The 26,911-nt window shown below is 70.0% G+C and carries 25 protein-coding genes and 3 pseudogenes; 17 read left to right on the top strand and 11 right to left on the bottom strand.

From position 1 onward, the window contains the following. Positions 1-818 precede the first annotated feature (818 nt). Positions 819-1,130, bottom strand: coding sequence for a hypothetical protein (locus GA0070624_RS34165; protein WP_176731530.1), 312 nt, complete (start codon positions 1,128-1,130; stop codon positions 819-821). Between GA0070624_RS34165 and GA0070624_RS36910 the strand changes: the two are divergent. Next, positions 1,047-1,416: pseudogene (locus GA0070624_RS36910) on the top strand (SpoIIE family protein phosphatase). The gene GA0070624_RS34165 and the pseudogene GA0070624_RS36910 sit on opposite strands and share 84 nt — an antisense overlap. Here GA0070624_RS36910 and GA0070624_RS20175 read toward each other — a convergent pair. Continuing rightward, positions 1,362-4,010, bottom strand: a complete 2,649-nt coding sequence (locus GA0070624_RS20175) for an AAA family ATPase (protein WP_176731790.1) — start codon at positions 4,008-4,010, stop codon at positions 1,362-1,364. The pseudogene GA0070624_RS36910 and the gene GA0070624_RS20175 overlap by 55 nt on opposite strands. Positions 4,011-5,383: 1,373 nt before the next feature. Here GA0070624_RS20175 and GA0070624_RS20170 point away from each other — a divergent pair. Continuing rightward, positions 5,384-8,221, top strand: coding sequence for a helix-turn-helix transcriptional regulator (locus GA0070624_RS20170; protein ID WP_091343354.1), 2,838 nt, complete (start codon positions 5,384-5,386; stop codon positions 8,219-8,221). 234 nt (positions 8,222-8,455) lie between these two features. Here GA0070624_RS20170 and GA0070624_RS36905 read toward each other — a convergent pair. Both GA0070624_RS36905 and GA0070624_RS20165 read right to left on the bottom strand, forming a co-directional pair. Continuing rightward, positions 8,456-8,680, bottom strand: a pseudogene (locus GA0070624_RS36905) (CoA-binding protein); the annotation flags it as partial. 330 nt (positions 8,681-9,010) lie between these two features. After that, positions 9,011-9,280, bottom strand: a complete 270-nt coding sequence (locus tag GA0070624_RS20165) for a WhiB family transcriptional regulator (RefSeq protein ID WP_218105221.1) — start codon at positions 9,278-9,280, stop codon at positions 9,011-9,013. Positions 9,281-9,566: 286 nt separating this feature from the next. Here GA0070624_RS20165 and GA0070624_RS34885 point away from each other — a divergent pair, with 286 nt between their 5' ends. Next, positions 9,567-9,716, top strand: a complete 150-nt coding sequence (locus GA0070624_RS34885; RefSeq protein WP_176731789.1) for a hypothetical protein — start codon at positions 9,567-9,569, stop codon at positions 9,714-9,716. Between the two features lie 887 nt (positions 9,717-10,603). Here GA0070624_RS34885 and GA0070624_RS20155 read toward each other — a convergent pair. After that, positions 10,604-10,936 carry an SDR family oxidoreductase gene (locus GA0070624_RS20155; RefSeq protein ID WP_218105220.1) on the bottom strand — a complete coding sequence of 111 codons (333 nt, stop codon included), beginning with the start codon at positions 10,934-10,936 and terminating at the stop codon, positions 10,604-10,606. 786 nt (positions 10,937-11,722) lie between these two features. Continuing rightward, positions 11,723-12,221 (bottom strand): annotated as a pseudogene (locus GA0070624_RS20150) (hypothetical protein). Between the two features lie 126 nt (positions 12,222-12,347). Between GA0070624_RS20150 and GA0070624_RS20145 the strand changes: the two are divergent. Together GA0070624_RS20145 and GA0070624_RS20140 are read left to right on the top strand one after the other, a co-directional pair. Further along, positions 12,348-12,902 carry a hypothetical protein gene (locus GA0070624_RS20145; protein ID WP_091343352.1) on the top strand — a complete coding sequence of 185 codons (555 nt, stop codon included), beginning with the start codon at positions 12,348-12,350 and terminating at the stop codon, positions 12,900-12,902. 186 nt (positions 12,903-13,088) lie between these two features. After that, positions 13,089-13,433, top strand: coding sequence for a helix-turn-helix domain-containing protein (locus tag GA0070624_RS20140; RefSeq protein ID WP_091343351.1), 345 nt, complete (start codon positions 13,089-13,091; stop codon positions 13,431-13,433). 111 nt (positions 13,434-13,544) lie between these two features. Here GA0070624_RS20140 and GA0070624_RS20135 read toward each other — a convergent pair whose 3' ends face one another. Continuing rightward, entirely contained in the window at positions 13,545-13,742 is a 198-nt protein-coding gene (locus GA0070624_RS20135) for a hypothetical protein (RefSeq protein ID WP_091343350.1), read from the bottom strand. 595 nt (positions 13,743-14,337) lie between these two features. Next, positions 14,338-14,787 carry a MarR family winged helix-turn-helix transcriptional regulator gene (locus GA0070624_RS20130; protein ID WP_091343349.1) on the bottom strand — a complete coding sequence of 150 codons (450 nt, stop codon included), beginning with the start codon at positions 14,785-14,787 and terminating at the stop codon, positions 14,338-14,340. A 285-nt stretch (positions 14,788-15,072) separates the two neighbouring features. Here GA0070624_RS20130 and GA0070624_RS20125 point away from each other — a divergent pair, with 285 nt between their 5' ends. The 6 genes from GA0070624_RS20125 (at position 15,073) to GA0070624_RS20085 (ending at position 20,429) form a co-directional block, all read left to right on the top strand. Next, positions 15,073-15,381, top strand: coding sequence for a hypothetical protein (locus tag GA0070624_RS20125; protein ID WP_091343348.1), 309 nt, complete (start codon positions 15,073-15,075; stop codon positions 15,379-15,381). A gap of 588 nt (positions 15,382-15,969) precedes the next feature. Beyond that, the gene (locus GA0070624_RS20115; RefSeq protein WP_091343346.1) at positions 15,970-16,479 is read left to right on the top strand and encodes a VOC family protein; all 510 of its coding nucleotides are present in this window, start codon (positions 15,970-15,972) and stop codon (positions 16,477-16,479) included. Between the two features lie 854 nt (positions 16,480-17,333). Beyond that, a complete protein-coding gene (locus GA0070624_RS20105; protein ID WP_091343345.1) occupies positions 17,334-17,522 on the top strand; it encodes a bleomycin resistance protein in 189 nt (62 codons plus the stop codon). Beyond that, a complete protein-coding gene (locus GA0070624_RS20100) occupies positions 17,519-18,880 on the top strand; it encodes a dihydrolipoyl dehydrogenase family protein (protein WP_091343344.1) in 1,362 nt (453 codons plus the stop codon). Before GA0070624_RS20105 ends, GA0070624_RS20100 begins: the two co-directional genes overlap by 4 nt. Positions 18,881-19,689: 809 nt before the next feature. Next, a complete protein-coding gene (locus GA0070624_RS20090) occupies positions 19,690-20,037 on the top strand; it encodes a hypothetical protein (protein ID WP_091343342.1) in 348 nt (115 codons plus the stop codon). A 14-nt stretch (positions 20,038-20,051) separates the two neighbouring features. Then, positions 20,052-20,429, top strand: coding sequence for a VOC family protein (locus GA0070624_RS20085; protein ID WP_091343341.1), 378 nt, complete (start codon positions 20,052-20,054; stop codon positions 20,427-20,429). 17 nt (positions 20,430-20,446) lie between these two features. Here GA0070624_RS20085 and GA0070624_RS20080 read toward each other — a convergent pair whose 3' ends face one another. Beyond that, complete coding sequence (locus GA0070624_RS20080) at positions 20,447-20,743, bottom strand: MoaD/ThiS family protein (RefSeq protein WP_091343340.1); 297 nt, start codon at positions 20,741-20,743, stop codon at positions 20,447-20,449. Continuing rightward, positions 20,740-21,855: a WD40/YVTN/BNR-like repeat-containing protein gene (locus GA0070624_RS20075; RefSeq protein WP_091343339.1), complete on the bottom strand. Its 1,116-nt coding sequence runs from the start codon at positions 21,853-21,855 to the stop codon at positions 20,740-20,742. The genes GA0070624_RS20080 and GA0070624_RS20075 overlap by 4 nt, the downstream gene beginning before the upstream one ends. 159 nt (positions 21,856-22,014) lie before the next feature. On the opposite strand from GA0070624_RS20075, the gene GA0070624_RS20070 reads away from it, so the two are divergent. The 5 genes from GA0070624_RS20070 (at position 22,015) to GA0070624_RS20050 (ending at position 24,795) form a co-directional block, all read left to right on the top strand. Then, positions 22,015-22,836 (top strand): alpha/beta fold hydrolase, encoded by an 822-nt coding sequence (locus GA0070624_RS20070; RefSeq protein ID WP_218105219.1) that lies wholly within the window; start codon positions 22,015-22,017, stop codon positions 22,834-22,836. Positions 22,837-22,915: 79 nt separating this feature from the next. Continuing rightward, the gene (locus tag GA0070624_RS20065) at positions 22,916-23,335 is read left to right on the top strand and encodes an MmcQ/YjbR family DNA-binding protein (RefSeq protein ID WP_091343337.1); all 420 of its coding nucleotides are present in this window, start codon (positions 22,916-22,918) and stop codon (positions 23,333-23,335) included. Between the two features lie 76 nt (positions 23,336-23,411). Next, positions 23,412-23,903, top strand: a complete 492-nt coding sequence (locus GA0070624_RS20060; RefSeq protein ID WP_141715102.1) for a hypothetical protein — start codon at positions 23,412-23,414, stop codon at positions 23,901-23,903. A 44-nt stretch (positions 23,904-23,947) separates the two neighbouring features. Continuing rightward, positions 23,948-24,163: a DUF397 domain-containing protein gene (locus GA0070624_RS20055; RefSeq protein WP_091343335.1), complete on the top strand. Its 216-nt coding sequence runs from the start codon at positions 23,948-23,950 to the stop codon at positions 24,161-24,163. Continuing rightward, positions 24,160-24,795, top strand: coding sequence for a LysE family translocator (locus tag GA0070624_RS20050; RefSeq protein ID WP_091343334.1), 636 nt, complete (start codon positions 24,160-24,162; stop codon positions 24,793-24,795). The genes GA0070624_RS20055 and GA0070624_RS20050 overlap by 4 nt, the downstream gene beginning before the upstream one ends. A gap of 160 nt (positions 24,796-24,955) precedes the next feature. On the opposite strand, the gene GA0070624_RS20045 is transcribed toward GA0070624_RS20050, so the two are convergent. After that, positions 24,956-25,816 (bottom strand): aldo/keto reductase, encoded by an 861-nt coding sequence (locus tag GA0070624_RS20045; protein ID WP_091343333.1) that lies wholly within the window; start codon positions 25,814-25,816, stop codon positions 24,956-24,958. 106 nt (positions 25,817-25,922) lie between these two features. On the opposite strand from GA0070624_RS20045, the gene GA0070624_RS20040 reads away from it, so the two are divergent. Continuing rightward, positions 25,923-26,804 carry a LysR family transcriptional regulator gene (locus GA0070624_RS20040; RefSeq protein WP_091343332.1) on the top strand — a complete coding sequence of 294 codons (882 nt, stop codon included), beginning with the start codon at positions 25,923-25,925 and terminating at the stop codon, positions 26,802-26,804. Positions 26,805-26,911 lie beyond the last annotated feature (107 nt).

The following is a 26,911-nucleotide window of genomic DNA, read 5'->3' as shown; positions in this document are numbered from 1 at the left end:
AGCAACTACGGTTGTCTGCGTACGTAGGACTACGTAATGCCCGCGAGGGTCAGCACGATCTTCCGCGTGACTTGATGCCGAGCTTGTCGGGTACAGGTGGGTCGACACAGTGTGCGGTGACAGGAACAGCAGCCCGGCGATGCCCCGGTCACCCTGACCGTCCGCAGCCCGGCGGGCGATCCGCAACCCCTGAGGTCAGCAGGCTGGCCGCGCCAACCGGACGGCGCAGCCAGTCGCCAGTCGCGTGCAGCTCCGCCCGCACACGATCGGGCCACCGAGGGGGCATCCAGCGCGCCGAAGATCGCGGCCGCCTCGATGCGTTCGCCCACGCACGGCTACCAGGGAGTCCGCTCGCAAACGAAGCGGCGCGGGTGCCGGTGCCGAGTTCGGGAATCCCGGTCCGCCCGCCGTGCGACTCCACCCTGTTCGGGGGCGACGGCGGCGAACTCTTCGCTGCACTCCGGACCGCGCGCCGCCGAGCCGCGTCGGACGGTCCAGGGCGCTTACGATGCTCGCGGCCACGGTGCCGGATAGCCCGAGTGGGGCCGTGCGAGCGCGTAGCGGCAGCAGAACGCACTAATGCGTGCCGTAGTACCTCCATCGAACTCGGGACGAGGCACTTGTTCCAAGACGTTGGATTCGCGATGGGGATTGCCGCTACCGGACGACAAGGCGGAGGCGACCGACAATGAGCCCAGCACCTGCACCGGAAATATCCGAGCGTAGTAGAGGCCGGCGGGCGATCCCTGAGCCGCCGCACCAGCCCCGATGAGCACGGTGTCACCGGGCGGCGGCCACGTGCCGCTGTCCTACCGGCGTCAACTCGCGCGCGAGCGGCACATCAGCCGCGCACTGCACACGCCATCCAGCCCGACACCAGCGTCGTCACCGACATCGACGGCTTGCGGGTCGCCGTGCGATGCCGCAGCGCCGACCCCGCGCTGCGCCTCGGCGGAGACTGGTACCTGATTCGTCCGCTGGCCACCGGAGATCTGATCATGGCCATCGGCGACGTCATCGGTCACGGACTCGACGCCGTCGAGACCATGATCGGGCTGCGGTATGCGATGGAGGCGTACGCCGCCGAGGGCCAGCCACTCACCGGCGATAATCCTGTCCCGACTCAACACGCTGCTGCACCACGCCGACTGCGAGACAACCGCGACCGCTGTCGTCGCAACGTACCGGCCGGGTACGGGCCGGCTCGTCTGGGCGCGCGCCGGGCATCCGCCGCTGCTGCTGGCCGACGGCCACCGTGTGGTGCGCCTGCCCAACCCTCAGGGGCCGCTGCTGGGGATGTTCCCGGCACCGCAATTCGCCCAGGAGTCCCGCAAGCTGCCACCTGGGCACTTGGTCCTGCTCTACACCATCATGGCGGCGAGTTCGTTGCGTGACTTGACGCCGACCTTGGGGTAGATCCGGTAGAGGTGGGTCGTGACGGTGCGTGGCGACAGGAAGAGCCGTTCGGCGATCTCCCGGTTGCTGAGCCCGTCGGCCGCGAGCCTTGCGATCTGCTGTTCCTGCGGGGTCAGGGCATCAATGGCGTCGATCGGTTTGCGTCGGGATTCGCCGGTTGCACGCAACTCGGCCCGGGCCCGTTCGGCCCACGGCGTCGTCCCGAGCGCGTCGAACGTGGCCGCCGCGGCGCGCAGCAGTGGCCTTGAGTCGGCGGCTTGGCGCTGGCGGCGCAGCCATGCGCCGTACGCGAGTTGTAGACGGGCCCGCTCGAACGGCCAGTCCTTGAGGTCCGCGGCGAGTGCGGCGTCGTAGGCTGCCGCGGTGTCGGCCAGCACAGCGCCGGCGTAGCGGAGTCCTACCATGAGCACGGGCGAACGGCTCGTTTCGGCGATGGGTGTCAGTTCGGCGACCACGGCGCGGATCTCGTCGAGCGCACCGCTGAAGGCCGCCGCCTCGGCCAGGTGACCGACGAGGGTGAGCCGCTGGTACGGGTGGTATGCGACGTCGGCCGGATCGAACACCCGAAGCAACTGCCGGAACGCCTCCTCGGGCCGGCCGTCGACGAGCGCGACCACGCCGCGGATGCGTTGTATCAACGACAGCATCGTGTGCATTCCGGCCGTGAGCAGGAGCGTCTCGCCGGCGTCCGCGATCTGCGCGGCGGTGTCGCTGTTGCCGCGCAGCGCCTCCGCCAAACCGAGCTGCAGCTCAGCGGCCAGTGCCCACGACGGCCGGCGGGTTTCGGTAGCGAGCGCCACGCTCTCCGCCGCAGCGGACAGGGCGGCCCGAACGTCGCCGACGATGGCCGCGTTGTAGGCCAGGCACGACAGGGCGTGCATAAGCACGCCGACCCGGCCCTGCGTGCGGAGCGCGGTCACGCTCGCCGTCAGGAACCTGTTCGACAGGGCGTACGCGCTGAGCGTCGACGCGGCGAAGCCGAGGTCGTTGAGCCTCGACGGGGTCAGGTCCAGCCGGTACTGCAATGCCGTCAACCCGTCGAGGCAGTACGCGCCGCGTTCGACGGGCGCGGCCTGGGCCAGCGCGCAGAGCACGCGCACGTCGTCCACCGGGGCGTCGACCAGCTCCGCGACCTCCACGAAGCGAATCCGGGTCCGGTCGTCGGGGTTGGACCAGTAGAACCTCAGGCAGATGTTTACCAGCGAGTCGAGCGTGAGTTCGACGTCGCCGGCCTGCCGCATGGCGTCGATGAGTTCGGTGTAGACACCCAGCCGCGCGCTGCCGGTCCAGCCGCCGCCCCATAACTCGCGGTACCAGGACAGCCGGAACCAGTCCGCCCGGCGCAGCTGCGCCTCGTCCACCACCCCAAGCAGGCGGCGTACGGACTCCGCGTCGCCTTGCTCATCTGCCATCGCCGCGGCCCACAGCAGCCGGCTGCCGCGCTCCTGCGGGTCCTCGCTCAGTTGCGCGGCCCGCTCGATCGCGGCCCGCGCGATCGCCACGGCCCGCCGGTCGCGGGCCTGGGTGGCCACGGCGGCCAGTTCCGCGGCGAGGGCCTCGTCGGGACCGGTGGCCGCGGCCGCGCGGTGCCATAACCGCCGATCATCGGCGGCCACGACCGCCGCGAGGCAGGCGTGCACCCGCCGCCGCTGCGCCGCGCTCGCCGACTGCCGCAGGGCGGAGCGCAACAGTGGGTGCCGAAACCGCAGCCGGTACTGCTCGTCCACGCTGATCAGCCGGCTGACCGCGGCCGGCTCTACGTCGTCGATGGTGATCGGCCGATCCTCGAGCCGGGCGGTCGCCGCAAGCACCTCATCGAGGTCGTCGCCGTCGTCGAGGGCCGCCACAAGCAGCAGCGCCCGCGTCGCGGCCGACAGCTCACCGACCAGCCCCGCGAACGTCCGCTCCACGCGGGTGCTCAGTGGTAGTAACGATGGCAGCAGCGCGGCGCCGCCCGATCGGGCGGCAAGTCCGCCGAGCTCGACCAGCCCCAGAGGGTTGCCGGCCGACTCGGCCAGCACACGTTCGCGCAGGGCGAGCGTGAGTCCGGGCGCGACCTGGTCGAGCAAGACGCGGGCATCGGCCGGCTCCAGCGGCTCCAGCCGCAACTCCGGCAGCGCGGCGGCGACAAGCAGCCGGCCAACGTCCTCACTGTCACGTGCCGTCAGCACGAGCGCGACCGGGTCTGCCTCCAGCCGCCGGGCGACGAAGGCCAACACCTCCCAGCTTGCCCGGTCCAGCCAGTGCGCGTCTTCGACGGCCAGCAGGACCGGCTCGTCGAGCGCGCCGAGCAGACCGAGCACCTCAACCCCTACCCGGAACGGCGACTCGCCCGCGGTCGCATCCAGATCCCGGCGCAGCCGACGGAACAGGTGCTGCACCCCGGCGTACGGGAGCTGGACCTCGGCCTGAACGCCGGTGGTGGTCAGCACCCGCATCCCGCGAGCCCCAGCGGCCGCACAGGCTTCCCCCAACAGCGCGGACTTACCGATCCCGGCCTCTCCCCGTACGACAAGCGCGCCGCCACGGTAATGAGCGGCCTCGTCGAGCAGGGCTGTCAGCGCCTGGATCTGGGCCGTCCGTCCGACAATCACCCGGCGCTCCCCGCCTCTGTGGCCACCCGGACCCCTTCCGTCTGATGCGGGGATCATTCATCAGACGACTGTGGCAGCCTCGAGCGGCGATCGAGCCAGGGAAGCTCCCTGGCCCTGCCCTGGTCCGCCGCCCGGTCGCACCAACCTGCCGGCATGGGGCCGGACCCGGCATTGACCACGGAGTCTCCCTGGGTCAAAAGGGCCGTGGGGCGGTGGTCGGGCCGGCGTTAATCCGTGCGACGGCGAACCGCCTGCCCGCGCTCATCAACGACAGCGGCTGGTCGGGGTCGAGGGCGGGCCGCACAACATCGCCTGGACCCACCCCGACGATGTCAACAAAACGCGGTACTCGTATCGAGGCCCGGCATCACCACCCGGCTCGTCGAACGGGCCGCGAACGAAACCACCTGACCCGCGAATCACTCGCTGGCGGGGCCCGACCAATCCGGCCCCGCCGGCGACGCAGGCAAGCCAGAGATTTCCCGCCTCACCGCGGCGGTGCTGGCCTCGGGCAGCGACCCCGACATCGGCGAGGCGTCCGCCGTCGACGACGCTGCTTCACGCTCGGCGGCGTCATGGCGATCGCGGCGGTACCAGCCCTGATCGCCGCGAGCGGTGGCGGGCGCGGCCCGTGGCCGGTGCGCGCCCACCCGTCACCCCGGACCCAGCTGGCCCGTCCCCGCACCGACGCGGCCCGTCACATCCGCCAACACGACCACCAGAAATGGGGAACATGTGTACGTCGCCGTCGCCCGCCTGCCCGGCGGGCACATCACGGCGTGCGAGACACCGGCGGCCCCCGGCGCCACCGGGTTGCCGGACGGGGCCGTCGCACAACGCACCACGGCCGCTGCCGGGGACAGCACGGCAAGTCCCATGGCCTCCTTACCGCAGATCGTGCTGCGTCGGCGAACGCCCGGAGCACGCTGCACACCCAGGTAGTTGGCTGCGGAGCCGGCTGCTTCCGCACGGCAAGGCAACGAGCTCTAGCGCAGGCTTGATGGCCGCCGCCACGAGAGCGCCAACCCGCCCGGCGGCGCGATCGTGGTCGCCCGCCGGCACGTGTTGGAGGACGTCGGCCACGGCGACATCCGCGTACGCCAGCCAGCACCGCGAGGTTCCGGTTGGCCGACCACCCTGCGTTGGGGCGAGGGTTTGCCCCATCGCCAATAGGGGCATATGCTCTCAACCGCTCAAGGTTTGGAGCAGTGGCGTCGGTCTAGGCCTTATCGGGCCGGTGGCCTAGACCAGCAAGGAGGCCTTGTGAGCGCTCGCGCTAAGCCGGGCGGTGAGAAATCGGCGGTCAGATATCACCTTGCCCCGAGGGACACCATCGCCGCTGCTGAAGTCGCGGACGCGGAGTAAGCCGGACGATGACCGCACGTCCCGGGCGGCTTGGCCGCGCGACAAAGCTGACCGGCCGTCGCAGCGAACGCCATGTGCTCGACCGGCTCATCGATGCTGTCCGCGCCGGTGAGAGCCGGGCTCTGATGGTGCGTGGTGACCCGGGCGTGGGCAAGACCGCGCTGCTGGATTACCTGGTCGACCACGCGGCAGGGTGCCGGGTCTTGCGCGTGGTTGGCGTGCAGTCGGAGATGGAGCTGGCCTTTGCCGGGCTGCATCAGCTGTGCGCGCCAATGCTGGTTGGGCTGGAGCGGCTACCGGTGCCGCAGCGGCAGGCATTGCAGACCGCGTTCGGGCTCAGCCACGGGCCGGCACCGGACCGATTCCTCGTGGCGCTGGCCGTCCTCAGTCTGCTGTCGGAGGCGGCCGGCGAGCAGCCGCTGGTGTGCGTGGTCGACGACCAGCAGTGGCTGGACCGGGCATCGGCGCAGGCGCTGGGGTTCGTGGCGCGACGACTGGCGGCGGACCCGATCGGGCTGGTGTTCGGGACCCGGGTTCCCGGGGAGGAACTGGCCGGATTGCCCGAACTACACGTGGCCGGGTTGCAGGACGACGACGCGCGGGCACTGCTGGATTCGGCGCTGACCGGGCCGCTGGACGCGCGCGTGCGCGATCAGATCTTGGCCGAGACACGAGGGAACCCGCTGGCCCTGCTTGAGCTACCGCGGGGCCTGACGCCCGCGCAGTTGGCGGGCGGGTTTGGGTTGCCGGGTGCGGTGTCGTTGTCAACCCGGATCGAGGAGAGCTTCCGCCGCCAGCTGGACGCCCTGGCGCCCGAGACCCGGCGGCTGCTGCAGCTGGCGGCGGCGGATCCGTCGGGTGACTCGTCGCTGGTGTGGCGGGCTGCCGGGCGCCTAGGGATCCCACCCCAGGCGGCGACGGCGGCGGTCGAGGCGGGCTTGGCAGAGTTCGGCGCGCGGGCATGCTTCCGGCATCCGCTGCTGCGCTCGGTGGCCTACCGGTCGGCCTCGGTTCAGGACCGGCGGGCCGCCCACCTCGCGCTCGCCGAGGCCACCGATCCGCAGGTTGACCCTGACCGCCGGGCCTGGCACCGGGCCCAGGCCGTGGCCGGGCCGGATGATGAGGTCGCGGCGGACCTCGAGCGGTCGGCGGGCCGGGCCCAGGCCCGCGGGGGGCTGGCCGCGGCCGCGGCGTTCCTGGCGCGCGCGGTGCTGCTGACCGTCGATCCAGTTCGCCGCGCCGAGCGCCTGCTGGCGGCGGCGCAGGCTAACCTGCACGCCGGCGCGTTTGGTACGGCCCTGGAACTGCTCGCGACGGCAGAGGCCGGGCCGCTGGACGAGCTGCAGAGCGCCCGGGTGGACCTGCTGCGCGGGCAGGTCACGTTTGCATCAGGGCTGGGCAGCGAGGCTCCGCCGCTGTTGCTCAAGGCGGCCAAGCGTCTCGAGCCGCTCAACCTCGGCCTGGCACGCGAGACCTACCTGACCGCATGGATGGCGGCTCTGTTCGCCGGCGGCCTCGCGGCCGGCGGGGACATGCTGGAGGTCTGCCGCGCCGCCCGGGCCCTCCCGCCGGCGGCGCATCCGCCAGGTACGGCCGAGCAAGTCCTTGACGGCCTCACGCTGCTGGTCACGGATACGGCCGCCGCAGCGCCGAGGTTGCGGAGAGTAATAAGCGCCTTCGCCGACCCGGACATGACCATAGAAGAAGAACTGCGGTGGGGCTTTTTTGCTCAGGTGGCCGCCGCGGCCCTGTGGGACCACGACGCCTGGCGCGTGATGCTCCTACGGCAGGTCCGGCTCGGCTATGACGTCGGCGCCCTCGACCAGCTTACGATCATGCTGAGCGGGCTGGGCCTGGCCACCACGTGGACCGGTGACTTCGCGGCGGCCGCTTCGCTGGTCACGGAGGTCGACGCGGTCTGTGAGGCGACCGGGAGTCGCGCCGCCCCGTATACCGCGATGAGTCTCGCGTCTCTGCGAGGCAACCAAGCCGAGGCCGTCCCGCTGTTCGAGGCCACCATCGCCCAAGCAACGGCCGGCGGGCAGGGACACGCGGTGGCCTACGCGAACTGGATGACCGCGATCCTCTACAACGGGCTCGCCCGGTATGAGCAGGCGCTGGCGGCGGCCAGACAAGCCAGCGAGGACGCACCCGGGCTGTACGGGCGCGACCACACCACCTGCACGAAGACTGCCCCGTCGGCGACCTGCTGGGGCGGACACGTCTCCATGTGGGCGCTGCCCGAGTTGATCGAAGCCGCGGCACGCAGCGGGAATACGGACCTTGCATGGGACGCACTTCCCCGGCTGGCGGAAAGCACCCAGGCCGGCGGTACCGACTTCGGACTTGGGATCGAGGCACGCTCACGCGCGCTGCTGAGCAAAGGTGAGACCGCCGAGAGCCTCTACGGCGAGGCGATCGACCGCCTTGGCCGCACCCAGCTCCGCCCGGAGCTCGCCCGCGCCCACCTGCTCTACGGCGAATGGCTGCGCCGCGAGAACCGTCGCGCCGACGCCCGCGCCCAGCTGCGGACCGCCCACGATATGCTGGCCACGATGGGCGCCCAGGCGTTCGCGGAACGCGCCCGGCGCGAGCTGCTGGCCACGGGCGAGACGGTGCGCAAGCGCGCAATCGAGACCGTCAGCACGCTCACCGCGCAAGAAGCGGCAATCGCCCGGCTCGCCTGTGACGGGCATACCAACCTCGAGATCGGCGCCCAGCTGTTCCTCAGCGCCCGCACCGTCGAGTGGCACCTGCGCAAGGTGTTCGGCAAGCTCGGCCTCAACTCTCGCAGGGAACTGAAGGCGGCGCTGGCGCAACTCGGGCATGCGGACCCGCCAGCGTAGCCCTGCCGCTCGGAGGCCGCGCCGCATCGAGCGCGCCCGAATCGCGCTTGGCCTTGGCCTGAAGACCCATGAGTTTTGTTGGTACGGGCCGGCTTGCGGATCTTGTTGGTGGCGTGCCCACCATCGGTTTGGGTGTCTTCGTCGCCACCTCGGCTGCCGCGGCGTTGTCGGGCAGCGCCGCGGCGCAGCCGGCCGGGGCCGGACTCCCAGGCCCAGCTGCGCATGGCTGGTTCCCACGCACCGGCCGGTGACGACGACCAGCCCCGCGTCGATGGCCAGCCCCGCGGGCGGTTCGGTGCGGGTACCCGGCTGATACCACAACACCTTTGCGCCGGTAGCGACCGCGTCGCGGGCGATCGTGTCGGCCTCCGCCGTTGCCCAACACGCCGACGTCGATCGGCGTGTCGACCTCCGCCAAGGACCGGTAGGCGGGTCGGACGAGGATTCTGGCCGCCGCACGGGTCGACCGGCAGGACCCGGTAGCCTGGTCCCGCAAGAGTCGTCGCTCTTGACAAAGTCTCTACGCGCGCCCGCCGGTGGCGCCGGTCTGATCCTGGTTTGCCACAGCTGACGGACATCGCCGCGCCCAGCAGTGGCTTGCGGTTTGCCTCCTGTTCTGCGGTTTGGATCCGTATTGAGTCCCGTGCTGTGGCCGGCGGCTCGCGCCCGGGAAACACCATGGTGTGGAGGCCGGTCACGCCGCGGGAGCCAGCCGCGCCCTGGTTGAGCTCGTAGTCGCCGCAGCCCCGGCGCGACGCAGCCCTGGGGGCAAATCAGCACGCGGGGGTGTCAACGGCGCTGGCTGTCGGCGAACCGGCGTCGCACGAGTGCAGCCCGTTGCCGCTCTGTCATGCCGCCCCAGATGCCGTACGCTTCACGGTTGCTGACCGCGTACTGCCGACACTTTGCACGGATGGGACATCGCCCGCACACCCGCAGCGCCCGCTCCGCGGCCGCCCCGTCATTCGGCAGTGGATAGAAGACATCCACATCGATCCCGCGGCACGCGGCTCGGTCCCACCAGTCTTCGCGGGCGCCGAGCAGCGTGCGGTAGTCCACGTCCGCCCAGGTGAGCCGCCCGCTCTGTGGGCTCCTGGTCCGGGCGCCCACCTGGGCGGCCTTACCGGGGGCCGAGCTCCGCGCGACCCGACCGGATAGCAACGACACCGTCATCTCTAACCTCTCCCTCGGTTAGCCGGGCACCGAAGCGTCAGCGGCGGGATGTTGTAGGGGCATCACCAGTGCGTAGGGGCGGCGGGCGGCCGCCTGGGCCGTCGCGGCGGCCTGCGACTCGCAGTTCACGTCGAGTGGGACTGCAGAAAGTTGGTCTCCCGCGTCCTGTCCCGTGATCGCTTTCCGGCTCGCGGGCGGCCGCGACGACGTGACGGCCGGCGGCGAGCGCCTTATCGGTGATCTCGGCGCCGCAGGTCTCGGAAAGCGCCGGCACTGGACCACGCTCATGGCGGTACGCCTTTCAATGATCGGTACCTGGTGACGGGTGGAGGGGCGGCGCGCTATACGGTCCAGGTCAGGGCGTCGAACGGCGGCGAGGACTGCGGGATGTCATTGCCGCCGAGGAGGATCTCCAGCGCGCGGCCCCGGCCAACCAGCGTCCGGGTCCGGCTGCGTGAAGCGGCCCGAGCATGAGACCGTCCGAACCGTCGTCGACTGCGGCAATGTGTCGGTGGCGGCGCCACCCGCTGCACCTAGTCACGACAGATACAGTCCACAATGGGGAGTGATCAACGGCCGATTGCACCACACGGAGCCGGCGACTGAGCGGGGCACCGCACCGGATGCATTTCGACTCCGCCGCGACGACCTCGTAGGTGAGTTCGATTAACCACAGATCGAGGGCGGTCAGCGCGGCGAACTGTCCGAAGATGGGACGAGATGCGGGTAGCGCTTCGTCGTGACTCCAACTCGATGGAGCAGGTAACCCGAGGACGCTTAACCACTGCACCCACGGCGCCGTAAGCCAGTACATTGCCGTTCTCCTCTACTATTGACTGCTCCTCTGCCACTGGATTGCGATGCCGCCACACGCGTTTCGGCACCCGCCTCACAAATGGTCGGCGTCAACGACGGCCTGGGCGAATGCGTGGGGTGCGTCCTGCGGTACGTCGTGGCCGACCTGGACGACCCGGTGGTCATACTTTCCGGTGAACTTGCCGCGGTATGCCGAGCCGTCACCGGCGGGCGTGAAGGGATCAAACTGGCCGTCGATGGTGATCGTTGGCGGATGGCACCAGCGGCGAGGCCCAGAAACCAACGACGGTCAGTGTCGACCTGGCCGGCATTTTCCATCAAACCCATCAGGAACTCCTTTTCTCTGTTGCGAGGGATGGCTCGCAGCCGCGGCGGGCGGGGGCGATCGCGAGATCACCTGTGCCGCACACGAATGACCGTGGCGGGGTGGTCGGGCCGGACAGGCGAGCCGTCGATCAGCCCTTGGTGGCGGGGACGGTCTGCTGGCCACCGTCGAAGTCGTAGGTCGCGCCGGGAAGTGCGGGTGTTCACCATCAGGTGGACGGCCAGCGCGGCGACATCAGCTGGCCCGACAACACGCCTAATCGGAAGCCTGGCGCACAGCTGGTTGCGGCGCTGTTCGAAGTCGTCGCCGAGAAGCCGGGCGGGCAGGGGTTTGTCGACGAAGCCAGCCGCGATCAGGTTGACCCGCACCGGCGCGAGGTTGGCGAGTTTCATCTCCACCATCTGAACTCCTCGCTCTCCGTGGAGTCGGCACGGATCGATGCCGGCCTGACCACCCTCGCCCACCCCACGGCCCTTTCGACCCAGGGAGACTCCCTGGTCCGTGCCGGGTCCTGGCAACAAGCCGCATGGGTGGTGCGACTCGCCGGCGGACCAGGGCAAGGGCTCGAGGAGTCCGTGGGCCCCCTGGTTTGCGCCTTCCGGAGACCCCGGGACGGGCCAGGGTTTCTCAGGCCGGTGGCCGATGCGCTCTGCTGGCACGGTGCACCGGCGACGCTGTGGGAAACGGTGGACGTGTCGGTGGCAGCGGTAGCTCGCGCACTGCTGTTCCGGATGGCTACGACAAACGAGCGCGTCGCTTTGCGGAGCTGATGGCCCAGATCTACAGGACGAAGCCCGTCGGTACGGTCTCGCGGCCGCAGCCATCGGCTTGTGACACACGAGACCCCCTGAAAGGCAACCGAGTCTCTTCCCGCCAGCATCAAGGTCTTCTCGCTGCTGGATGTCTGGCCCGCCTCCTTCGACCAACTACCCGACACCCTGGACCCGGCCACCAAACACGCGATCGCCGAGCGGCTGGAACACGGGCACCCTACCGGCCTCCGCGCAGTGGGCCGACCTCAACACCTGAACCACCAGTTGCACGAGGCGGGGCTTGGAGATCGCTGCGGACTTCTAGCCTGTGGAGGGCCGCCACTCGCCAGGGCGGCTGCTCGCCAGCCAACCAGCGAGCTGCCGACTGGGCTCCTCATGGCGGCCTCGTACAACCGCTGGCGGTGCCTTCGGCCGCTACGGACGTGCCGACCCGGAGGTCTCGGACGTCGACGAGCGGGCCGGGCCCGCCGGCCCGGCCTGCTGCGCCTCGATCGCGCGGATGTGCCGAACCACAGCGGTGGGAACGCCCCGACAGCGAAGGACAGGTCCACCACCGTCCAGAGCCACGGGATCTCCGGACCGGCCCACAGATCAGCGCCAGCGGCACGATCCCGACGCAAGCGATCATGCCGAGCTGGGCCACCCAGACGTTGCGCACCGGATCGCGCGGCGGCCCCCAGAACGCCGCCGCGAGCACCAGGTGGGCGAACGCGAGCCAGTCCGTCCCGTACCGCATGAACGGGTAGCGGTCTCCGGTTTCGACCAGCCCGATGTGGACCCGCTCGATCCAGATGACCAGCGCCGGCAACTGGTCGGCGAGCGGGCCGACCGTCCGCAGCAGCCAGCGCACCTCGATCTCGAGCGGGAACGCGGTCACCCCGCTCAGGAACAGTCCCACCACCACAATCCACAGCCAGCCGCGCGGAGCTGGCCGGCGGCTGCGGGCTGCCGGATGCGCTGCCGCTGTCCGGGCGGATCGAGCAAAGCTTTGGCCACCAGCTCGCCGCCCTGCCACCGCCAACCCGGCGGCTGATGCAGCTTGGCGGCTGCGGATCCGGTCGGCGAGCTGGCGGTGCTGTGGCGGGCAGCCGCAACGTTGGACATTGACGAGTTGTCCGGTCGGCTCGTCGAGGTCGCCCGCGCCGCTGGGTCGCTCAGCGAGCTACCCCTCGCGTTGACCGTACGCATGTACCTGCTGTTCTTCTCCGGTGAGCTGACGGCGGCGACGGAACTGATCGAAGATATGGAGATGACGGCCGCGGCGATCGGCAGCACCCAGACACCCTTCGGCGCCCTCGGCCTCGCCGCCCTGCAAGGCCACGAAGACGACGTCACCGTGCTGGTCGAGTCCACCTTGCGGGAAGTGACGCCGCGCGGCGAGGGCATCGGTATCACCACAACCGAGTGGGCGACTGCGGTGCTGTACGGCGGCCTCGGCCGCCACGATGTGGCATTTGCCGCCGCCGGACAGGGCGCCCAGCACCTGGACAATCTGGCGATGGGCCCCTGGTGCCTAGTGGAGTTGATCGAAGCGGCGGCACGCGCCGGCTCACAGCACAGGCGGGCGTGGCCCTGCGGCAGCTCGCGGAGATGACCACGCCCAGCGGCACCGACTGGGCGCTCGGCGTTGAGGCGCGGGCGCGGGCGATGCTGAGCGACGGCGATATCGCAGACCACCTGTACCGTGAGGCGATCGGGCGGCTCGCCCGCACCCGGCTCCGGATGGAGCTGGCCCGGGCCCATCTCGTGTACGGCGAATGGCTGCGGGGCGAGAACCGTCGTGTGGACGCACGAGAGCAGCTTCGCACCACGGGATGTTCACGGCTATGCGGGCGACGGATTCGCCGACCGCGGTCGCCGCGAACTGCTGGCCACCGGCGAGACCGTCCGCAAGCGCAGCATGGAGAGCACCACCGAGCTGACCGCGCAGGAGGGACAGTTCGCCCGGCTCGCCCGCGACGGGCTCTCCAATCCCGAGATCAGCACTCAACTGTTCATCAGCCCTCGCACCGTCGAACGGCACCTGCGCAAGGTTTTCACCAAGCTCGGCGGCAGCTCCCGCCGACAACTCAGAGGCGTAGCGCTGCCACCCGCAGGCGGTCCGGGTGGTCGGCCGAACCCATAGGCCGTCCAGGCCGACGCTATCTGTGGGTGGCCGTCCGGTCGGCGTAGGGCCGCGCCTCAACCACTGGGCCCTCCCCGGCGAGTGGACGGCTGTCCTCGATCGTCGGGTCGGTTAGGGATGTGTTCGGGGAGGTGGGGCGTCGAACGTTTTGCCAGGGCCAGTGTTCCGGTGGAGGAGCACGGCTCCAGTGGCCGCGGCGACGAGCGCGGCGGTGCCGGCGGCGTAGACCAATGCGGTGGCGCGCAGGCCGTAATGGCTGGCCGCGATGCCGGCGGCCAGGGCCGGGACGGCGAAGGACAGGTAGTTCACGGTGTACAGGATCGCGATGAACCCGGCCCGTTCGGCGGCTTGGACGGGAGCGATCGCCAGCCGGAAGGCGCCCAGGAAGCCGGGCCCGAAGCCGAGGCCGGCGACGCCGCTGCCGAGCAGGAACGCGGGTTGTGCGAGCCCGCGAGCTGCTGTACCAGCGAGGGGCCCAAGGATAGGTACAGGCCGCCGAGGGACCAGGTCGCGATCAGACAGGGCATGGCCGCGACGAAGGCCAGCCGGTCTCGACGCGGCAGGTGCACCCGGGGTCGCAACGACTTCAAGGCCCCAGGCTTGCGGTGGATGGTCTGCGGGAGCGTCAGCGCGCTGATCAGGCACCCCAGGGACACGGTGAGCAGTAGCCACCAGATCAGGTGGGTGGGTGCCGGGGCGTACTCGGCGAGCGCGGCAACACGTGGCAGCGGCATGTGGGGAACCCGGTGGCCTGGGTCCTGTGACCAGACGCGATGGCGCACTGCGACTGGAGTGGGAGGCTCGCCGACCGGAGCGTCAACAGCCCAGTTCGGGCTGCTTGATCACGGCCTTCTGCAACACGCTCTGTAGTAGTTCGCTCTCAGTAGCCTTCCGAGAGTCGTGCTCACTCGGCCCAGGGCTGGAAGCCGGTGTGGAGGACGGCTTCGAGGGATGCGCGCAGATGGGCTGCATCGTCGGCTCCGAAGCTCTCCTCGAACCGGGCTTGCACGGCTCGCCACAGTGGTAGCGCCGCATTCGTGCGGGAGAGGCCGTCGGGCGTGATCGTAACGATCCGTGCGCGGCGGTCGGCTGCAGATGGCTCGACGGTCACCAGGCCGTCCCGCGCGAGCGGTTTGAGGTTTGTGGCCATCGTCGTGCGGTCCATGGCGATCATGTCAGCGAGGCTGGTGATCGTTATCTCTCCGTGAGCACTGAGCACTCTCAGGATGGTGAACTGCGTCGCACGAAGACCGACCGGGGCCAGAGCCTTGTCGTAAGTCGCGCCGAGGTACCGGGCCGCCTTGCGCAGCGCCAGGTTGTTGCACACGTCGGCTTGCGCCACCGCAGTGGTCATCGTCTCCTCCAGATCTTCCCGCCCAGGATAGGAAGCATGGTGCTCGCACACATGAAGGGTGCCGCTCGGGCGTCGGCCGCCAGCGGCGGCCCGGCGGGTTCGATCCGAGGGCCTGTCGTTGCCGTCCCGACGATCAGAGTATATGCTCCTAACCCCCGATAGTCACGGAAGGCGGCTCCCGCTAGCTGCTGGGACAACGGTTTGGTGCCCCCGCCGCCACGCCCGGGCTAGCTCCTCCTGCATGAGCAGTGGATCCGGGGCTGGTGGCGGGTCGAGTGCGACGGCGTGCTCCGCGAACAAGGCCCGGTCGGCTTCCGGATCGGGGAACTGAGCGGAGTGCCGCCGCCGCGCCGGTCCCCGGCGCAGGAAGACGCAGTGCGGGTGGTGGCGATCGAGTCCGGCGGGCCGCGCGCCGCCGCCCCGCGCGCCGCCGCGCCGGTGACGAACGGCGCGGCGATCCTCTCCCTGCCGGTCTGCGCGGAGGTGACCCTCCGCGTGCTGAACGCGGACGGCGAGGTGCTGGGCGCGGCAGCGCTGCGTGAGCCCGCGACCGGGGAGCGGATCTTCAACGAGCAGGTCGTCGCGGACTGGTAGCCCTGTCGCTTCAGACGCGGTGGCAGCGGGGAGCGACCGTCAGGCGGCTGCTCCCTCCCGACCGGCGCCGACAGGCGTCGGACCGGCACCGTTGCATTGAGCGTTGGCAAGATCGAGGCAAGCTTGAGCAGAGTGAAGTCATCGACTCGTCCCGGCCCGTGGCTGTCTCCGAGGTCGGCGTTCGTCGGGTTCCGTTTCCCGGCGGAGGTGATCGTCGTCGCCGCCCGCTGGTGTCTGCGCTTTCGACCTCGGCCTCGCCGCAGTCCTCGAAGTAGCGAACGCCGTCGCCGCGCACCAGCGGCGACGCGGCGAGGAACACTGTGGTCGCGGCGCCCTGCTCGAGCGTCTTCCAGCCAGGCGGGATCTCGCCGGAGGCCAGGTCCGCGCCTCTGGACCGTTCGGGCAGGCGAGCCGTCCATGTTGCTGCGCTTGGACCTCAACTCCCTGGGCCCATTCGGAACCACCCCCCGAGGCGGCCGCGTGCCGCCGTAGGCCCGGGCACCAACCAGGGATTCACCCGGGCGCGACTCCGTGCGCCCGGCGCTGAGACTGGCGACAACGCACATCGCGACTCCACCGGAGGTCTTCATGAGTACGCAGGCAAGCAACGACAACGCAACGGCGGCGTCCGGTGACGCGGCGATCCCGTTCCGGCTGGAGGTCGTCGTCATCCCTGTCGCCGACCCCGACCGGGCCAAGGACTTCTACTTGGGACTGGGGTGGCGGCTCGACGCCGACTTCGCCGGCGACGACGGCTACCGGATTCTGCAGCTGACCCCACCCGGATCGAACGCTTCTATCATCTTCGGCAGGGGCGTCACCTCCGCCCAGCCGGGCTCGTTCGACGGGTTGCTCCTGGCGGTGGACGACATCGACAAGGCCCGCAACGACCTTCTCTCGCGCGGCGTCGAGGTGAGTGAGCCGTTCCACGACGCCGGTGGAGGTCTCGGCGGCGGCTTCCACATGGGCAACGAGCAACGCGCCTCCGGGCCCCATCCCGAACGCCGCTCGTATGCCACGTACGCCTCGTTCGAAGATTCCGAGGGCAACCGCTACGTGCTGCAGGAAATCACGGAACGGCTTCCGGGTCGAGTCTGATGCTGGACGGCGGCCAGCTGCTCCGCGAGAACAACGATCCGGCTCTACAACCGGCAACAAGGAGAACTGACGTGGACGTGCCGTCGCTGGCGGATTTGCTGCACGAAGCAGCTCAACATCATGACGCGTACGAGAAGGTCGCCCCTCCGCACGACTGATCGGACTGGTACGCGGCATACATGAACGCGCGTGAGGAGGGGAGTACCCCGGACAAGGCGCACGGACCAGGGTCTTGGGTCGAAAGGGCCGTGGGCCGCGCGAGGGTGGTTGGGCCGGCATCGATCTATGCCGACTCCCGCGAGAACGAGGTGTTCGGATCGTGGATATGAAACTCGAAGCGTCGTGGTGCCCGTGGCCGACGTCGACAGCGCCAAGCAGTTCTATAACGCGTTGGGGTGGCGGCTGGACGCCGACTTCGTCGCCGAGGCGCAGTTTCGTGTCGTGCAGCTGACACCCGCCTGGTTCGCCGTGCTCGATCATCTTCGGCACCGGCATCACGTCGGCGACGCCCGGCTCCGCACAAGGCCTGCACCTGATCGTCACCGACATCGAGGCGGCCCGAGCCGAGCCGGTCGGGCACGGCGCCGAGGTGGGCGAGGTCTTCCACGACACGGAGGGGTCTTCCATCACGCGGGCACGGACGAGCGAGTGCCGGAGCCGGACCCGGACCGCCGCAGCTACGCGTCGTTCAACGACCCGGACGGCAACGGCTGGGTGCTCCAGGAGATCACGACGCCTGCCGGGCCGGTGCTCGGGACCGACGGGTGAACGCCAGCTCGCTCGTCGGGCCGGCGGTTTTTTTTCGAACGAATACGGCCGACTGTATTGAGCCCGGATGGCGGAGGGGACAACTGATGGACATCACGACTTTGACAGGGCTTCTGCGGGAGGCGGAGGAGCACCACGGCGCGTACGAGGCGACCGCTCCCAAGCACAACTGGTCGGACTGGTACGCCGCCTACATCGTCGCCCGCGAGGGTGGCCGCAACCCCTACGAGGCGGCCCGCGACGCCGCGCTGCATATGGAAGCGGTGCTGCGATGAACTACGGCTACGACGTGATCGTCCTGGGTGGCGGCTCTCCCGGCGAGCACTGCGCGGGTGCGCTGGCCGAGGGCGGCCTTAGGGTCGCCCTGGTTGAGCGGGAGCTGGTGGGCGGCGAGTGTTCGTACTGGGCGTGCATCCCGTCCAAGACGCTGCTGCGTCCCGGCGAGGCGGTGCACGGGGCGCGGGAGGCGGCGGCCACCGCCCAGGTCGACGTCGAGGCGGCGCTGGCCTGGCGGGACTTCATGGTCTCCGACTATTCCGACGCCGGTCAGCAACGGTGGCTCGCCGGCAAGGGCATCGACCTGCTACGCGGCACCGGCCGGCTCGCCGGTACAGGTATCGTCGAAGTCGACGGTGTGCGCTACACCGCCGAACACGTCGTCCTGGCCACCGGCTCGTCCCCGTTCCGGCCGCCCATCCCCGGCCTGGCCGACCTGCCTGACGTCTGGACCAACCGTGAGGTTACCGGCATGAAGGCCGTCCCGCGGCGGCTGATCGTGCTCGGCGGTGGGCCAGTCGGGGTGGAGATGGCCCAGGCGGTACGCCGCCTCGGTGGCGACGTGATCCTCGCCGCCTCCACTGGCCGCCTGCTCGACCATGAGCCCGCGCCACTGGGCGAGGCGCTCGGCGAGGTGCTGCGCCGCGACGGCATCGAGCTCGTCCTCGGCGTCCACGCGAGCGCCGCCCGGCGTGACGGCCCCGACTATGTGCTGACTCTCGACGACGGCCGGGAGCTACGCGGCGACCGGCTGCTGGTCGCCACCGGGCGGCGGCCCCGGGTGGACGGCATCGGCCTGGAGACCGTCGGCGTGTCGGCCGACCGGCGCGGTATCCCGGTCGACGCGCGCCTGCGCGCCGGCGAGCGGCTGTGGGCCATCGGCGACGTCACCGGCCTGTGGCTGCTCACCCATGTTGGCAAGTACCAGGGCGACGTCGTGGCCGCGAACATCCTCGGCGAACCGCGTGAGGCGAACTACGACGCCGTGCCGCGCGTGGTCTACACCGACCCGCAGGCGGCCTCGGTGGGCGCCACCGGGGCCCGGTTCGCCGCGACCGTTCCCGTGAACGAGGTGGCCAAGACGGCCACCTACACCCGCGCCTACGCCGAGTCCAACGGCTTCCTGACCCTGCTCAGTGACGGCGAGCGGCTCACCGGCGTCTACGCGTTGGCTCCGGAGGCTGGTGAGTGGCTGCAACAGGCAACCCTCGCCATCCGTGCCCAGGTACCGCTCGCCGTGCTGCGCGACACCATCCAGCCCTTCCCCACCTTCTCCGAGATCTACGTAGCCGCACTGAACGCCCTCCACAACAAGATCACCACCAGCCACCAAACAGCCGGGGCGGGATCGCGATGAACGAGGCCATTGCCGGCTTGGGTACGCCCTCGAGACCGTCGGTCCCGGGAAGTACGCACACCGGGTCGTCAAGGTCGGCCATAACGTGCCGCAGGAAGCCCCCCAGGCATTCGCCCAAGCCGTCGTCGACGCCAACCATCTGTGACCCCTGACCGGAAAACGCCGGGTCGTGGAGAGCGTGACCGTCCGAGGGCTCGCGCGTCCTCGCGGGGCGGCACTGAGTCGCGTTGGAGAACGAGAAATGGATTGGCTCATGTGGTGGGCGCAATGGTTGGACCTCGGCGATTCACCTGGTCCATCGAGCTGGGGTCGCCACGAAGCCGTGGCCTCCCCATGCTCCGCCCTCGACCTTTGGCTCATCCAACTCACCTACGAGGTCGTCGCGGCGGAGTCGACCTGTGCCCGATGCGGTGCCCCGCTCGGTCGTCGGCTCCGCGTAATACCCTCGGCCACCGCTCGTCCCCGGTCCTGGACCGTGTCGATCGTGACATGGTGCAAGGGCTTCAGGCGCCACCGGCACGTCGCCACCGCCGAGAAAGCCTTGAACGATCTCTTACTCGGGCCACTTCGGGCAGGCTGACGGGCGCGACTACCCATCATCAGGAGAGGAGCGCAGGTCGTGTACATGAAATCCTCGGGCATGAACTCAGAGCAGAGATCCTCACCATCCTGGAACCGGCCGATATCGCCGTCGCCCAACTGTCCCTGTTGATCGGCGCGATCACGGGTGGCCGGCGGATCCTGGCCGGCCACGCCGGCAACTCGCCCAGCCAGATCGCGGACAGCGAGTTCCGCCGGTTCATCGACGGGTGTGGGCCGACTACCACGACCTCGACTCGTACCGCGTGGACTCCGCCCAGGACCGTCGGGCAACGTTCCTGGCCGCCCGGAAGATCATCGGCGTCGATCGGGCGCACGACCGCGCCGAGCGGCTCCTTCAGCGCGCCGGAACGTCGCTGCTCGCCGAGGCGACGTCGCGCTCCGAGCACCTCGACAAGCGGCTCAACCGGGTGGCGGCCGGACTGACCGTGGTGGCCGCGCAGTCGTTTCTCCTCGACATGGCAGGCTTTCTCCTACCCCAGGCGTCCGGGGCCCGTGCGGCTCGCCGTCTCGTCGCCCCGCACCACCGTGGTCAACCTGTTGTCTCACCGTCGTGATTGGAGGGCGACTTATGGCCGTTCAGCTCAACCACACCATCGTTCATACGCGCGACAAGCGACGCTCCGCCCAGTTCCTCGTACAGTTGCTCGGCCTGGCCCAGCCGACCGAGTATGGCCCGTTCCTTGTCGTGCACGTCGCCAACGATGTCTCGCTCGACTTCGTCGACGATCCCGGAACGATCCAACCGCAGCACTACGCGTTCCTGGTGACCGAAAAGGAGTTCGACCAGATCTTCGAGCGGATCAAAGCTCAGGGCCTGACGTACTGGGCGGACCCGTTCCATCGGCGGCCAGGCCGGATCAACACCAACGACGGCGGACGCGGTGTGTACTGGGCCGACCCGGACGGGCACAACCTGGAGATCATCACCCGGCCCTACGGCGGATAGCCGGCAGGGACCAGGCCCTATCCCCCGGCCATCGCGCCGAGGATGATGAACGGTTCCTTGCCGGCGACGACCTCCTCAGGCAGTGCTGTGTCGGGCGGGTCGTTGGACAGGTCCTCCTCACACGCGTAGAAGCGGACGAACGCCCGGCGCTTGCCGCTGCGGCGGTCGCGGATCGTACCGAGCAGCATCGGGTACCGCGCCTCGAGGGTGTCCAACACCAGGCGCTGGGTGACCCGCCCGGCCACCTCGAGACGTACCTCGCCGGTGACGTGCGCGAGGTTCTTCAGGTGGGCCGGGAGGACCACCCGGATCACGGCAGCACCTGGACTTCCACGGAGAGCACGGCCGGCAGGTCCCGGACGATCGGCGCCCAGCTGTCGCCTCCGTCCGCCGAGTGGTAGACCTGGCCACCGGTGGTGCCGAAGTAGATCCCGCACGGATCGAGCGTGTCGACCGCCATCGCGTCGCGCAACACGTTGACGTAGCAGTCGGACTGCGGCAGGCCTTTCGTCAACGGCTCCCAGTCGTCGCCGCCGGTGCGGCTGCGGTAGACGCGCAGCTTGCCCTCCGGCGGGTAGTGCTCGGAGTCGCTCTTGATCGGCACCACGTAGATGGTCTCCGGCTCGTGCGCGTGCACCGCGATCGGGAACCCGAAGTCCGACGGCAGGTTGCCGCTGACCTCGCGCCAGTTCGCACCGGCGTCGTCGCTGCGCATGACGTCCCAGTGCTTCTGCATGAACAGGGTGTCCGGGCGGGAGGGGTGTTGGGTGATGCGGTGCACGCAGTGGCCGACCTCGGAGTCCTGGTCGGGGATCTCTCCGGAGCGCAGGCCCTTGTTGATCGGCAGCCAGCTCGCGCCGGCGTCGTCGCTGCGGAACGCACCCGCAGCCGAGATGGCGAGGTAGATCCGGTCCCTGTTGGCCGGATCCAGGATGATCGTGTGCAGGCACATCCCCCCGGCACCGGGCTGCCACTTCGGCCCACTCGGGTGTGTGCGAAGGGCGGTGAGCTCGTCCCACTTCTGGCCGCCGTCGTTGGTCACGTAGAGGGCGGCGTCCTCCGCACCCGCGTACACGGTATCGGGGTCATCGCGGGAGGGCTCCAGGTGCCAGATGCGCTTGAACTCCCACGGGCGTGGGGTGCCGTCGTACCACAGATGCTCGCCGACCTCGCCGGAGTAGGCGAAGTCGTTGCCGACCGTGTTCCAGGTCTTGCCGCCGTCGTCGGAGCGCTGGATGATCTGCCCGAACCAGCCGCCGGACTGGGACGCGTAGAGCCGGTTCGGGTCGGCGGGTGACCCGGTGAGGTGGTAGATCTCCCAGCCACCGAAATGAGGTCCCTCGACCGTCCAGTCGCCGCGCCTGCCGTCCGACGTCAACGTGAACGCGCCCTTCCGTGTGCCTACCAGCACCCGTACGCCGCTCATGCCCTCATCCTTCCGTTTTGTTCGACGATTCACTCGGTAGACCGTGCACCACGCCGAAACTCATCGGTCTCAGTCAGTCGTACTCTCCGGGTACGACGAATGCGAGCCTTCGGAATCGACAACCAAGGCCGTGGAGTGCGACAACGACGAGGGGGACGCATGCCCAGCGCGCGAGTGAACGGCACCGATCTCTACTACGAGGACACCCAGGGGCCGGGCGAGCCGGTCGTGTTCCTGCACGGCTTCCTGTTCGACGGCCGGCAGTACGAGGCGCAGGTGGCCTCGCTGCGTGACCGGTACCGCTGCATAACCCTGGACTTCCGTGGCCAGGGCAGATCGACCGCCTCCCGCGGCGGGTACCAGATCGAGCAGCACATGGCGGATGTGCTGGCCCTGATCCGAAGGCTGGACATCGCGCCCGTGCACCTCGTGGGCCTGTCGATGGGCGGCTTCGTCGCGCTGCGGATCGCGGCCCGGGAGCCGGGCCTGCTCCGGTCGCTGACCCTGCTCAACACCAGCGCGGCCGCGCACGCTCGCTCGAAGTTCCCCAAGCAGTTGCTGCTTGCCGGAGTGGCCCGAGTCGCCGGCGTCTCGCTGCCGCTGCTGAGGTCCGGGATCGAGGGTGAGATGTACGGCGCGGCGTTCCGGAAGGACCCGGCCAGGGGCGCGGAGCGTGGGGTGTGGCGGCAGCGGTGGGAGCGGGCGGACCGGTCGTCGTTGGTGAAGACGCTCCTCGGCTTCATGATCCGACCCGACGTCCGGGACGAGCTCGGCAACATCGCGGTACCGACACTGGTCATCGCCGGCGGGGCTGATGCTTCCCTCCCGCCGACGTTCTCCCGGGAGATCCACTCCCTCGTCGCGGGCTCGCGGCTGGTGGAGCTGCCTGGCGTCGGACACTCGTCGCCCGTGGAGGACCCGGACGGCGTGACCAAGGCGCTGGAGCGGTTCCTCGACGACATCCGAGCCGACAGGCCATGACGGCTGGGGCGTGAGCCAGCCGCCGGGTCGGCATTCCGCTGGGTGGGGCCTGTCGGAGGGCCGGGGTAGCGTCCCGCGCGTGACTGGCCCTGGAGATGTCGCACCCGAGATCCTCGACCGGCTTCGGCCCGTCTGCCTCGGGCTGCCGGAGACCTACGAAGAGCCAGCGTGGGTGGGCACGCGCTGGCGGATCCGCAAACGCACCTTCGCCCACGTGCTCACGGTCGACCCCGACCACCAGGCGGCCTACGCCCGAGCTGCCGCGACCGACCAGCCACTCTGCGTGCTGACGTTCCGGTCACCGGGCGACGAGATCGCCGGGCTGATTGCCGGCGGCCACCCGTTCTTCAAGCCGGGCTGGGGAGCCGACGTCGTTGGCATGGTGCTCGACAACGGCGTTGACTGGGACGAGGTCGCCGAGCTGCTCACGGAAAGCTACTGCGTCCTGGCGCCGAAGAGGCTGGCCGCCCTGGTCGACCGGCCGTTCGAGCTCGGGTAGCGGCAGCCGCCCCCCTGGTGCCCATGGCACGAAGCGGGGACACCAAACCCCGCTTGGACCTGGAATGCTGGCCCCCATGCATGAGACCGCCCGACTGGCCGGGTTCTTTGCCGCCCACGGCATCTGGAGCGTCTCCGACGGAACGACACTGACACCACTGCTGGGCTATGAGCACGCCGGCGGTGATCGCGGCATGGACCGCTTCGCCTTCGACGACGTCGGCGCCGGCGCACAAGCCGGCCAGGAAGCGTTGCAAGCGAACCGGTACGATGCCGTTCGCGCGGTGCTGGTGGTCGACGGGTACCTGCACCTGCCAACCGGACGGACCGATGCATTGATCGTCGACGCCGTCGAGTACGGGCCGGCTCGTCGGTCCTTCAAGATGGGCGTGCCCTACCGTCCCCAGCCGAGTCCCCAGGGCTTCGCCGTGCACCGGCCCAAGTTCATTGAGGTCGTCGGCGTCAACAGGCAGGACTATCCCGAGTTGGCCGACGCCTTCTTCGCCGGAGTTGATGCCCACGAGCGCGCGGCACCTGTCTGGAACGCAAACCTCGACCCCTCCATCTGACGCCACCACATCAGCGGCGCAACCGGCGGAGAGGGAGATGCGGCATGACTGACCTGACCGGCGCCGTCTGGCGCAAGAGCACCCGCAGCGGCGGCCACGGCGGGGACTGCGTCGAGGTCGCCGACAATCTTCCCGGCATCGTCGCCGTTCGCGACTCGAAGGATCCGGCCGGTCCCACGCTCACCTTCGCGCCGGCTGCTTGGTCCGCGTTCACTGCCGCAGCCGCGCGCGGTGCCCTCGTACAAGGAACGGGCGCATGACGGTCACGACCGGCCAGGTGATCGCGTTCGCCGCGGTGATGGCGGTGGGCGCGCTCTCCCCCGGGCCGGACTTCGCGATCGTCGTACGCCGAGCTGCCGTCTCGGGACGGACGCGCGGGATGGCGACGGCGGCCGGGATCGCGGCGGGAGTCTTCATCTGGGCGGTCGCCGCCGCAACCGGCGTGGCCACACTGCTGGCGGCCTCGGCAGTCGCCTTCACGGCCGTCAAGGTCGTCGGCGCCGCCTACCTCGCCTGGCTCGGCGTCCGCGCGCTGGTCGCCGCGGCCCACGGCGGCGGTGGGACGCTCGGCGAGCCGGACGGCCGGGATGACACCACGCTACCGGCGGCGTTCCGGCAGGGGCTGTTGTGCAACGTGCTCAACCCGAAGGCGGCGGTGTTCTTCGTGGCGCTGATGCCGCAGTTTCTGCGCCCCGACGCGACGGTGGTCGACGCGGTGGTGCTGGCGACGGTCGCTGCGGCCGTCGCCCTACTGTGGTTCCTCGGCGTGGCCAACCTGGTGGCGGCGATGCGGCGGCTGCTCGACCGGCCACGGGTACGCCGGGCGATCGACGCGGTCACCGGCGTCGCGCTCATCGGACTCGGCGTCCGGCTGGCGGCGACGCGTTTCTGAGACACGACCGACCATCCGCCCAATGCAGTAAAGCGAGCTGCGGGGGCCGCCAGCACGAGGAGCCGATCGACCGGTAACCGCCCGCCGGGGCGCCCACGAACCCGGAATGGGCGTGGGCACGCCGGCGGGGCGCAACCGAGCGGCCGGCCGGGCCGGCGGTTCAGACGACGTCGAGGCGGTTGAGCTCCTCGGGCGACAGTTCAAGGTCGGCTGCGGCGACCGAGTCGCGGATCGTCCCGGGTCGCGAGGAGCCCGGAATCGGGATCACCACCGGCGCTTTCGCGAGCATCCACGCCAGGCAGACCTGTTGCGGGCTGACGCCGTGCGTTCCTGCCACGTCGGCGAACGCGGCGAACCGGGTGCCGAGGTCGGCGGCGTTGGAGATGCCGCCGAGCGGGCTCCACGGCAGGAACGCGATGCCGAGCTCCGCGCACAACTCCAGCTCCGGCTCGCTGGTGCGGAACGCAGGCGAGAACTCGTTCTGCACGCTGACCAGCCGACCGCCGAGAATCTCGTTGGCCAGCCGGATCTGGTCCGGGTTGGCGTTGGAGATCCCAGCGAGCCGGATCTTTCCCGCGTCGAGCAGGTCCCGGATCGCGCCGACGGACTCGGCGTAGGGGACGGCGGGGTCCGGCCGGTGGAACTGGTACAGGCCGATGGCGTCGACCCCCAGGCGCTTCAGCGACGCGTCGCACGCCTGCTTCAGGTACTCGGGAGATCCGTTCAAGGTCCACGAGCCGTCACCCGGGCGCAGGTGTCCACCCTTGGTGGCGATCAACACGTCGGACGTGTCGCCGCCGTAGCTTGCCAGGGCGCGGGCGATCAGTGACTCGTTGTGCCCGACCTCGTCGGCGTCGCGGTGGTAGGCGTCCGCGGTGTCGATCAGGGTGACGCCGGCGTCCAGCGCGGCGTGGATCGTCGCGATCGAACGCTGTTCGTCGGGGCGGCCTTCGATCGACATCGGCATGCCGCCGAGGCCGATCGCGCTGACGGATCTGTCGCCGATACGGCGGGTTTGCATCGCGGGCTCCTCTTCGGGCTTGTCGTCGCTGTTCCACCCTCCGCCGCCGTGGTTAAGCTGTCAAACAGAAGAATCTGATCCAAGCAATCGGCGTTGGTGATAAGTCGTGGAGCTACGTCAGCTGGAGTACTTCGTGGCGGTCGCCGAGGAGCGCCACTTCACCCGGGCCGCCGTACGGATGCACGTAGCGCAGTCCGGCCTTTCCGCGTCGATCCGCTCCCTCGAGCGCGAGCTCGGCGCGAGCCTGTTCGTGCGCAACACGCGCAGCGTGGAACTCACCGACGAAGGGCACGCGCTGCTCACCCAGGCACGCCACGCACTCGCCAACGTCGCCGCCGCCAAGGACGCGGTGGCCGCGGTGCAGGGGCTGCTGCGCGGCACCCTGGCGGTCGGCACCCTGCAGTGCCTCGGCGCCGTCGACCTGCCCGCGGTACTGGCCCGCTTCCACGCGGCCCACCCCGGCGTCGAGATCCGGTTGCGGCAGGGCGGTTCACCCGACCTGATCGAGCGGGTCCGCACCGGCGACCTCGATCTGGCATTCGTTTCCGCACCCGCAGGCGGCGCACCCGGGGTGACGTTGACGCCGATCGCGGCAGAACCGATGGTGCTGGCCTGCGGACCGGCCCATCCGCTGCGCGAGCGCGGCACCGTGGACCTGCGGGACCTTCAGAACGAGACTTTCATCGACTTCTCCCCCGGCTGGATCACCCGGGACGTCGTCGAGCAGGCAATGGCCGCCGCCGGCGTCGAACGGCGAGTCGCCTTCGAGGTCAACGACGTGCACTCGCTGCTCGACCTCGTCAGCCACGGGCTGGGCATCGCCGTCGTCCCACAGGTCTTCGCCGCCAAGAAAACGGCCGCCCGGTTCGTTTCCGTCACCGACCCGCCCCACTGGCACATCGCCGTCGCCACCGCGACCGGCCGTCACCCCAGCGCCGCCGCCAAGGCGCTGCACGCGATCTTCGCGGAGCGGGGTACGACGACGTAGTGACCTACGGCGTGTTCACCATCCGACAGCTGCGCTGACAGGCCCGCTCGTGCGTTGCGACAGTGGCGCGGCCTGGGCGCCAGCTCACCGGCTGCGGTGACGAGGCG

It is taken from the genome of Micromonospora rhizosphaerae, from assembly GCF_900091465.1.
Lineage (GTDB): Bacteria > Actinomycetota > Actinomycetes > Mycobacteriales > Micromonosporaceae > Micromonospora > Micromonospora rhizosphaerae.
This window is presented reverse-complemented; position numbering and strand designations above follow the sequence as displayed.

Bases quoted from the DNA above. Each gene is read 5' to 3' on its own strand.
- GA0070624_RS20170 (WP_091343354.1), top strand. From the start codon at position 5,384: ATGACCGCACGTCCCGGGCGGCTTGGCCGCGCGACAAAGCTGACCGGC.
- GA0070624_RS20155 (WP_218105220.1), bottom strand. From the start codon at position 10,936: ATGGTGGAGATGAAACTCGCCAACCTCGCGCCGGTGCGGGTCAACCTG.
- GA0070624_RS20130 (WP_091343349.1), bottom strand. From the start codon at position 14,787: ATGACCACTGCGGTGGCGCAAGCCGACGTGTGCAACAACCTGGCGCTG.
- GA0070624_RS20115 (WP_091343346.1), top strand. From the start codon at position 15,970: ATGAGTACGCAGGCAAGCAACGACAACGCAACGGCGGCGTCCGGTGAC.
- GA0070624_RS20105 (WP_091343345.1), top strand. From the start codon at position 17,334: ATGGACATCACGACTTTGACAGGGCTTCTGCGGGAGGCGGAGGAGCAC.
- GA0070624_RS20100 (WP_091343344.1), top strand. From the start codon at position 17,519: ATGAACTACGGCTACGACGTGATCGTCCTGGGTGGCGGCTCTCCCGGC.
- GA0070624_RS20085 (WP_091343341.1), top strand. From the start codon at position 20,052: ATGGCCGTTCAGCTCAACCACACCATCGTTCATACGCGCGACAAGCGA.
- GA0070624_RS20075 (WP_091343339.1), bottom strand. From the start codon at position 21,855: ATGAGCGGCGTACGGGTGCTGGTAGGCACACGGAAGGGCGCGTTCACG.
- GA0070624_RS20070 (WP_218105219.1), top strand. From the start codon at position 22,015: ATGCCCAGCGCGCGAGTGAACGGCACCGATCTCTACTACGAGGACACC.
- GA0070624_RS20060 (WP_141715102.1), top strand. From the start codon at position 23,412: ATGCATGAGACCGCCCGACTGGCCGGGTTCTTTGCCGCCCACGGCATC.
- GA0070624_RS20055 (WP_091343335.1), top strand. From the start codon at position 23,948: ATGACTGACCTGACCGGCGCCGTCTGGCGCAAGAGCACCCGCAGCGGC.
- GA0070624_RS20050 (WP_091343334.1), top strand. From the start codon at position 24,160: ATGACGGTCACGACCGGCCAGGTGATCGCGTTCGCCGCGGTGATGGCG.
- GA0070624_RS20045 (WP_091343333.1), bottom strand. From the start codon at position 25,816: ATGCAAACCCGCCGTATCGGCGACAGATCCGTCAGCGCGATCGGCCTC.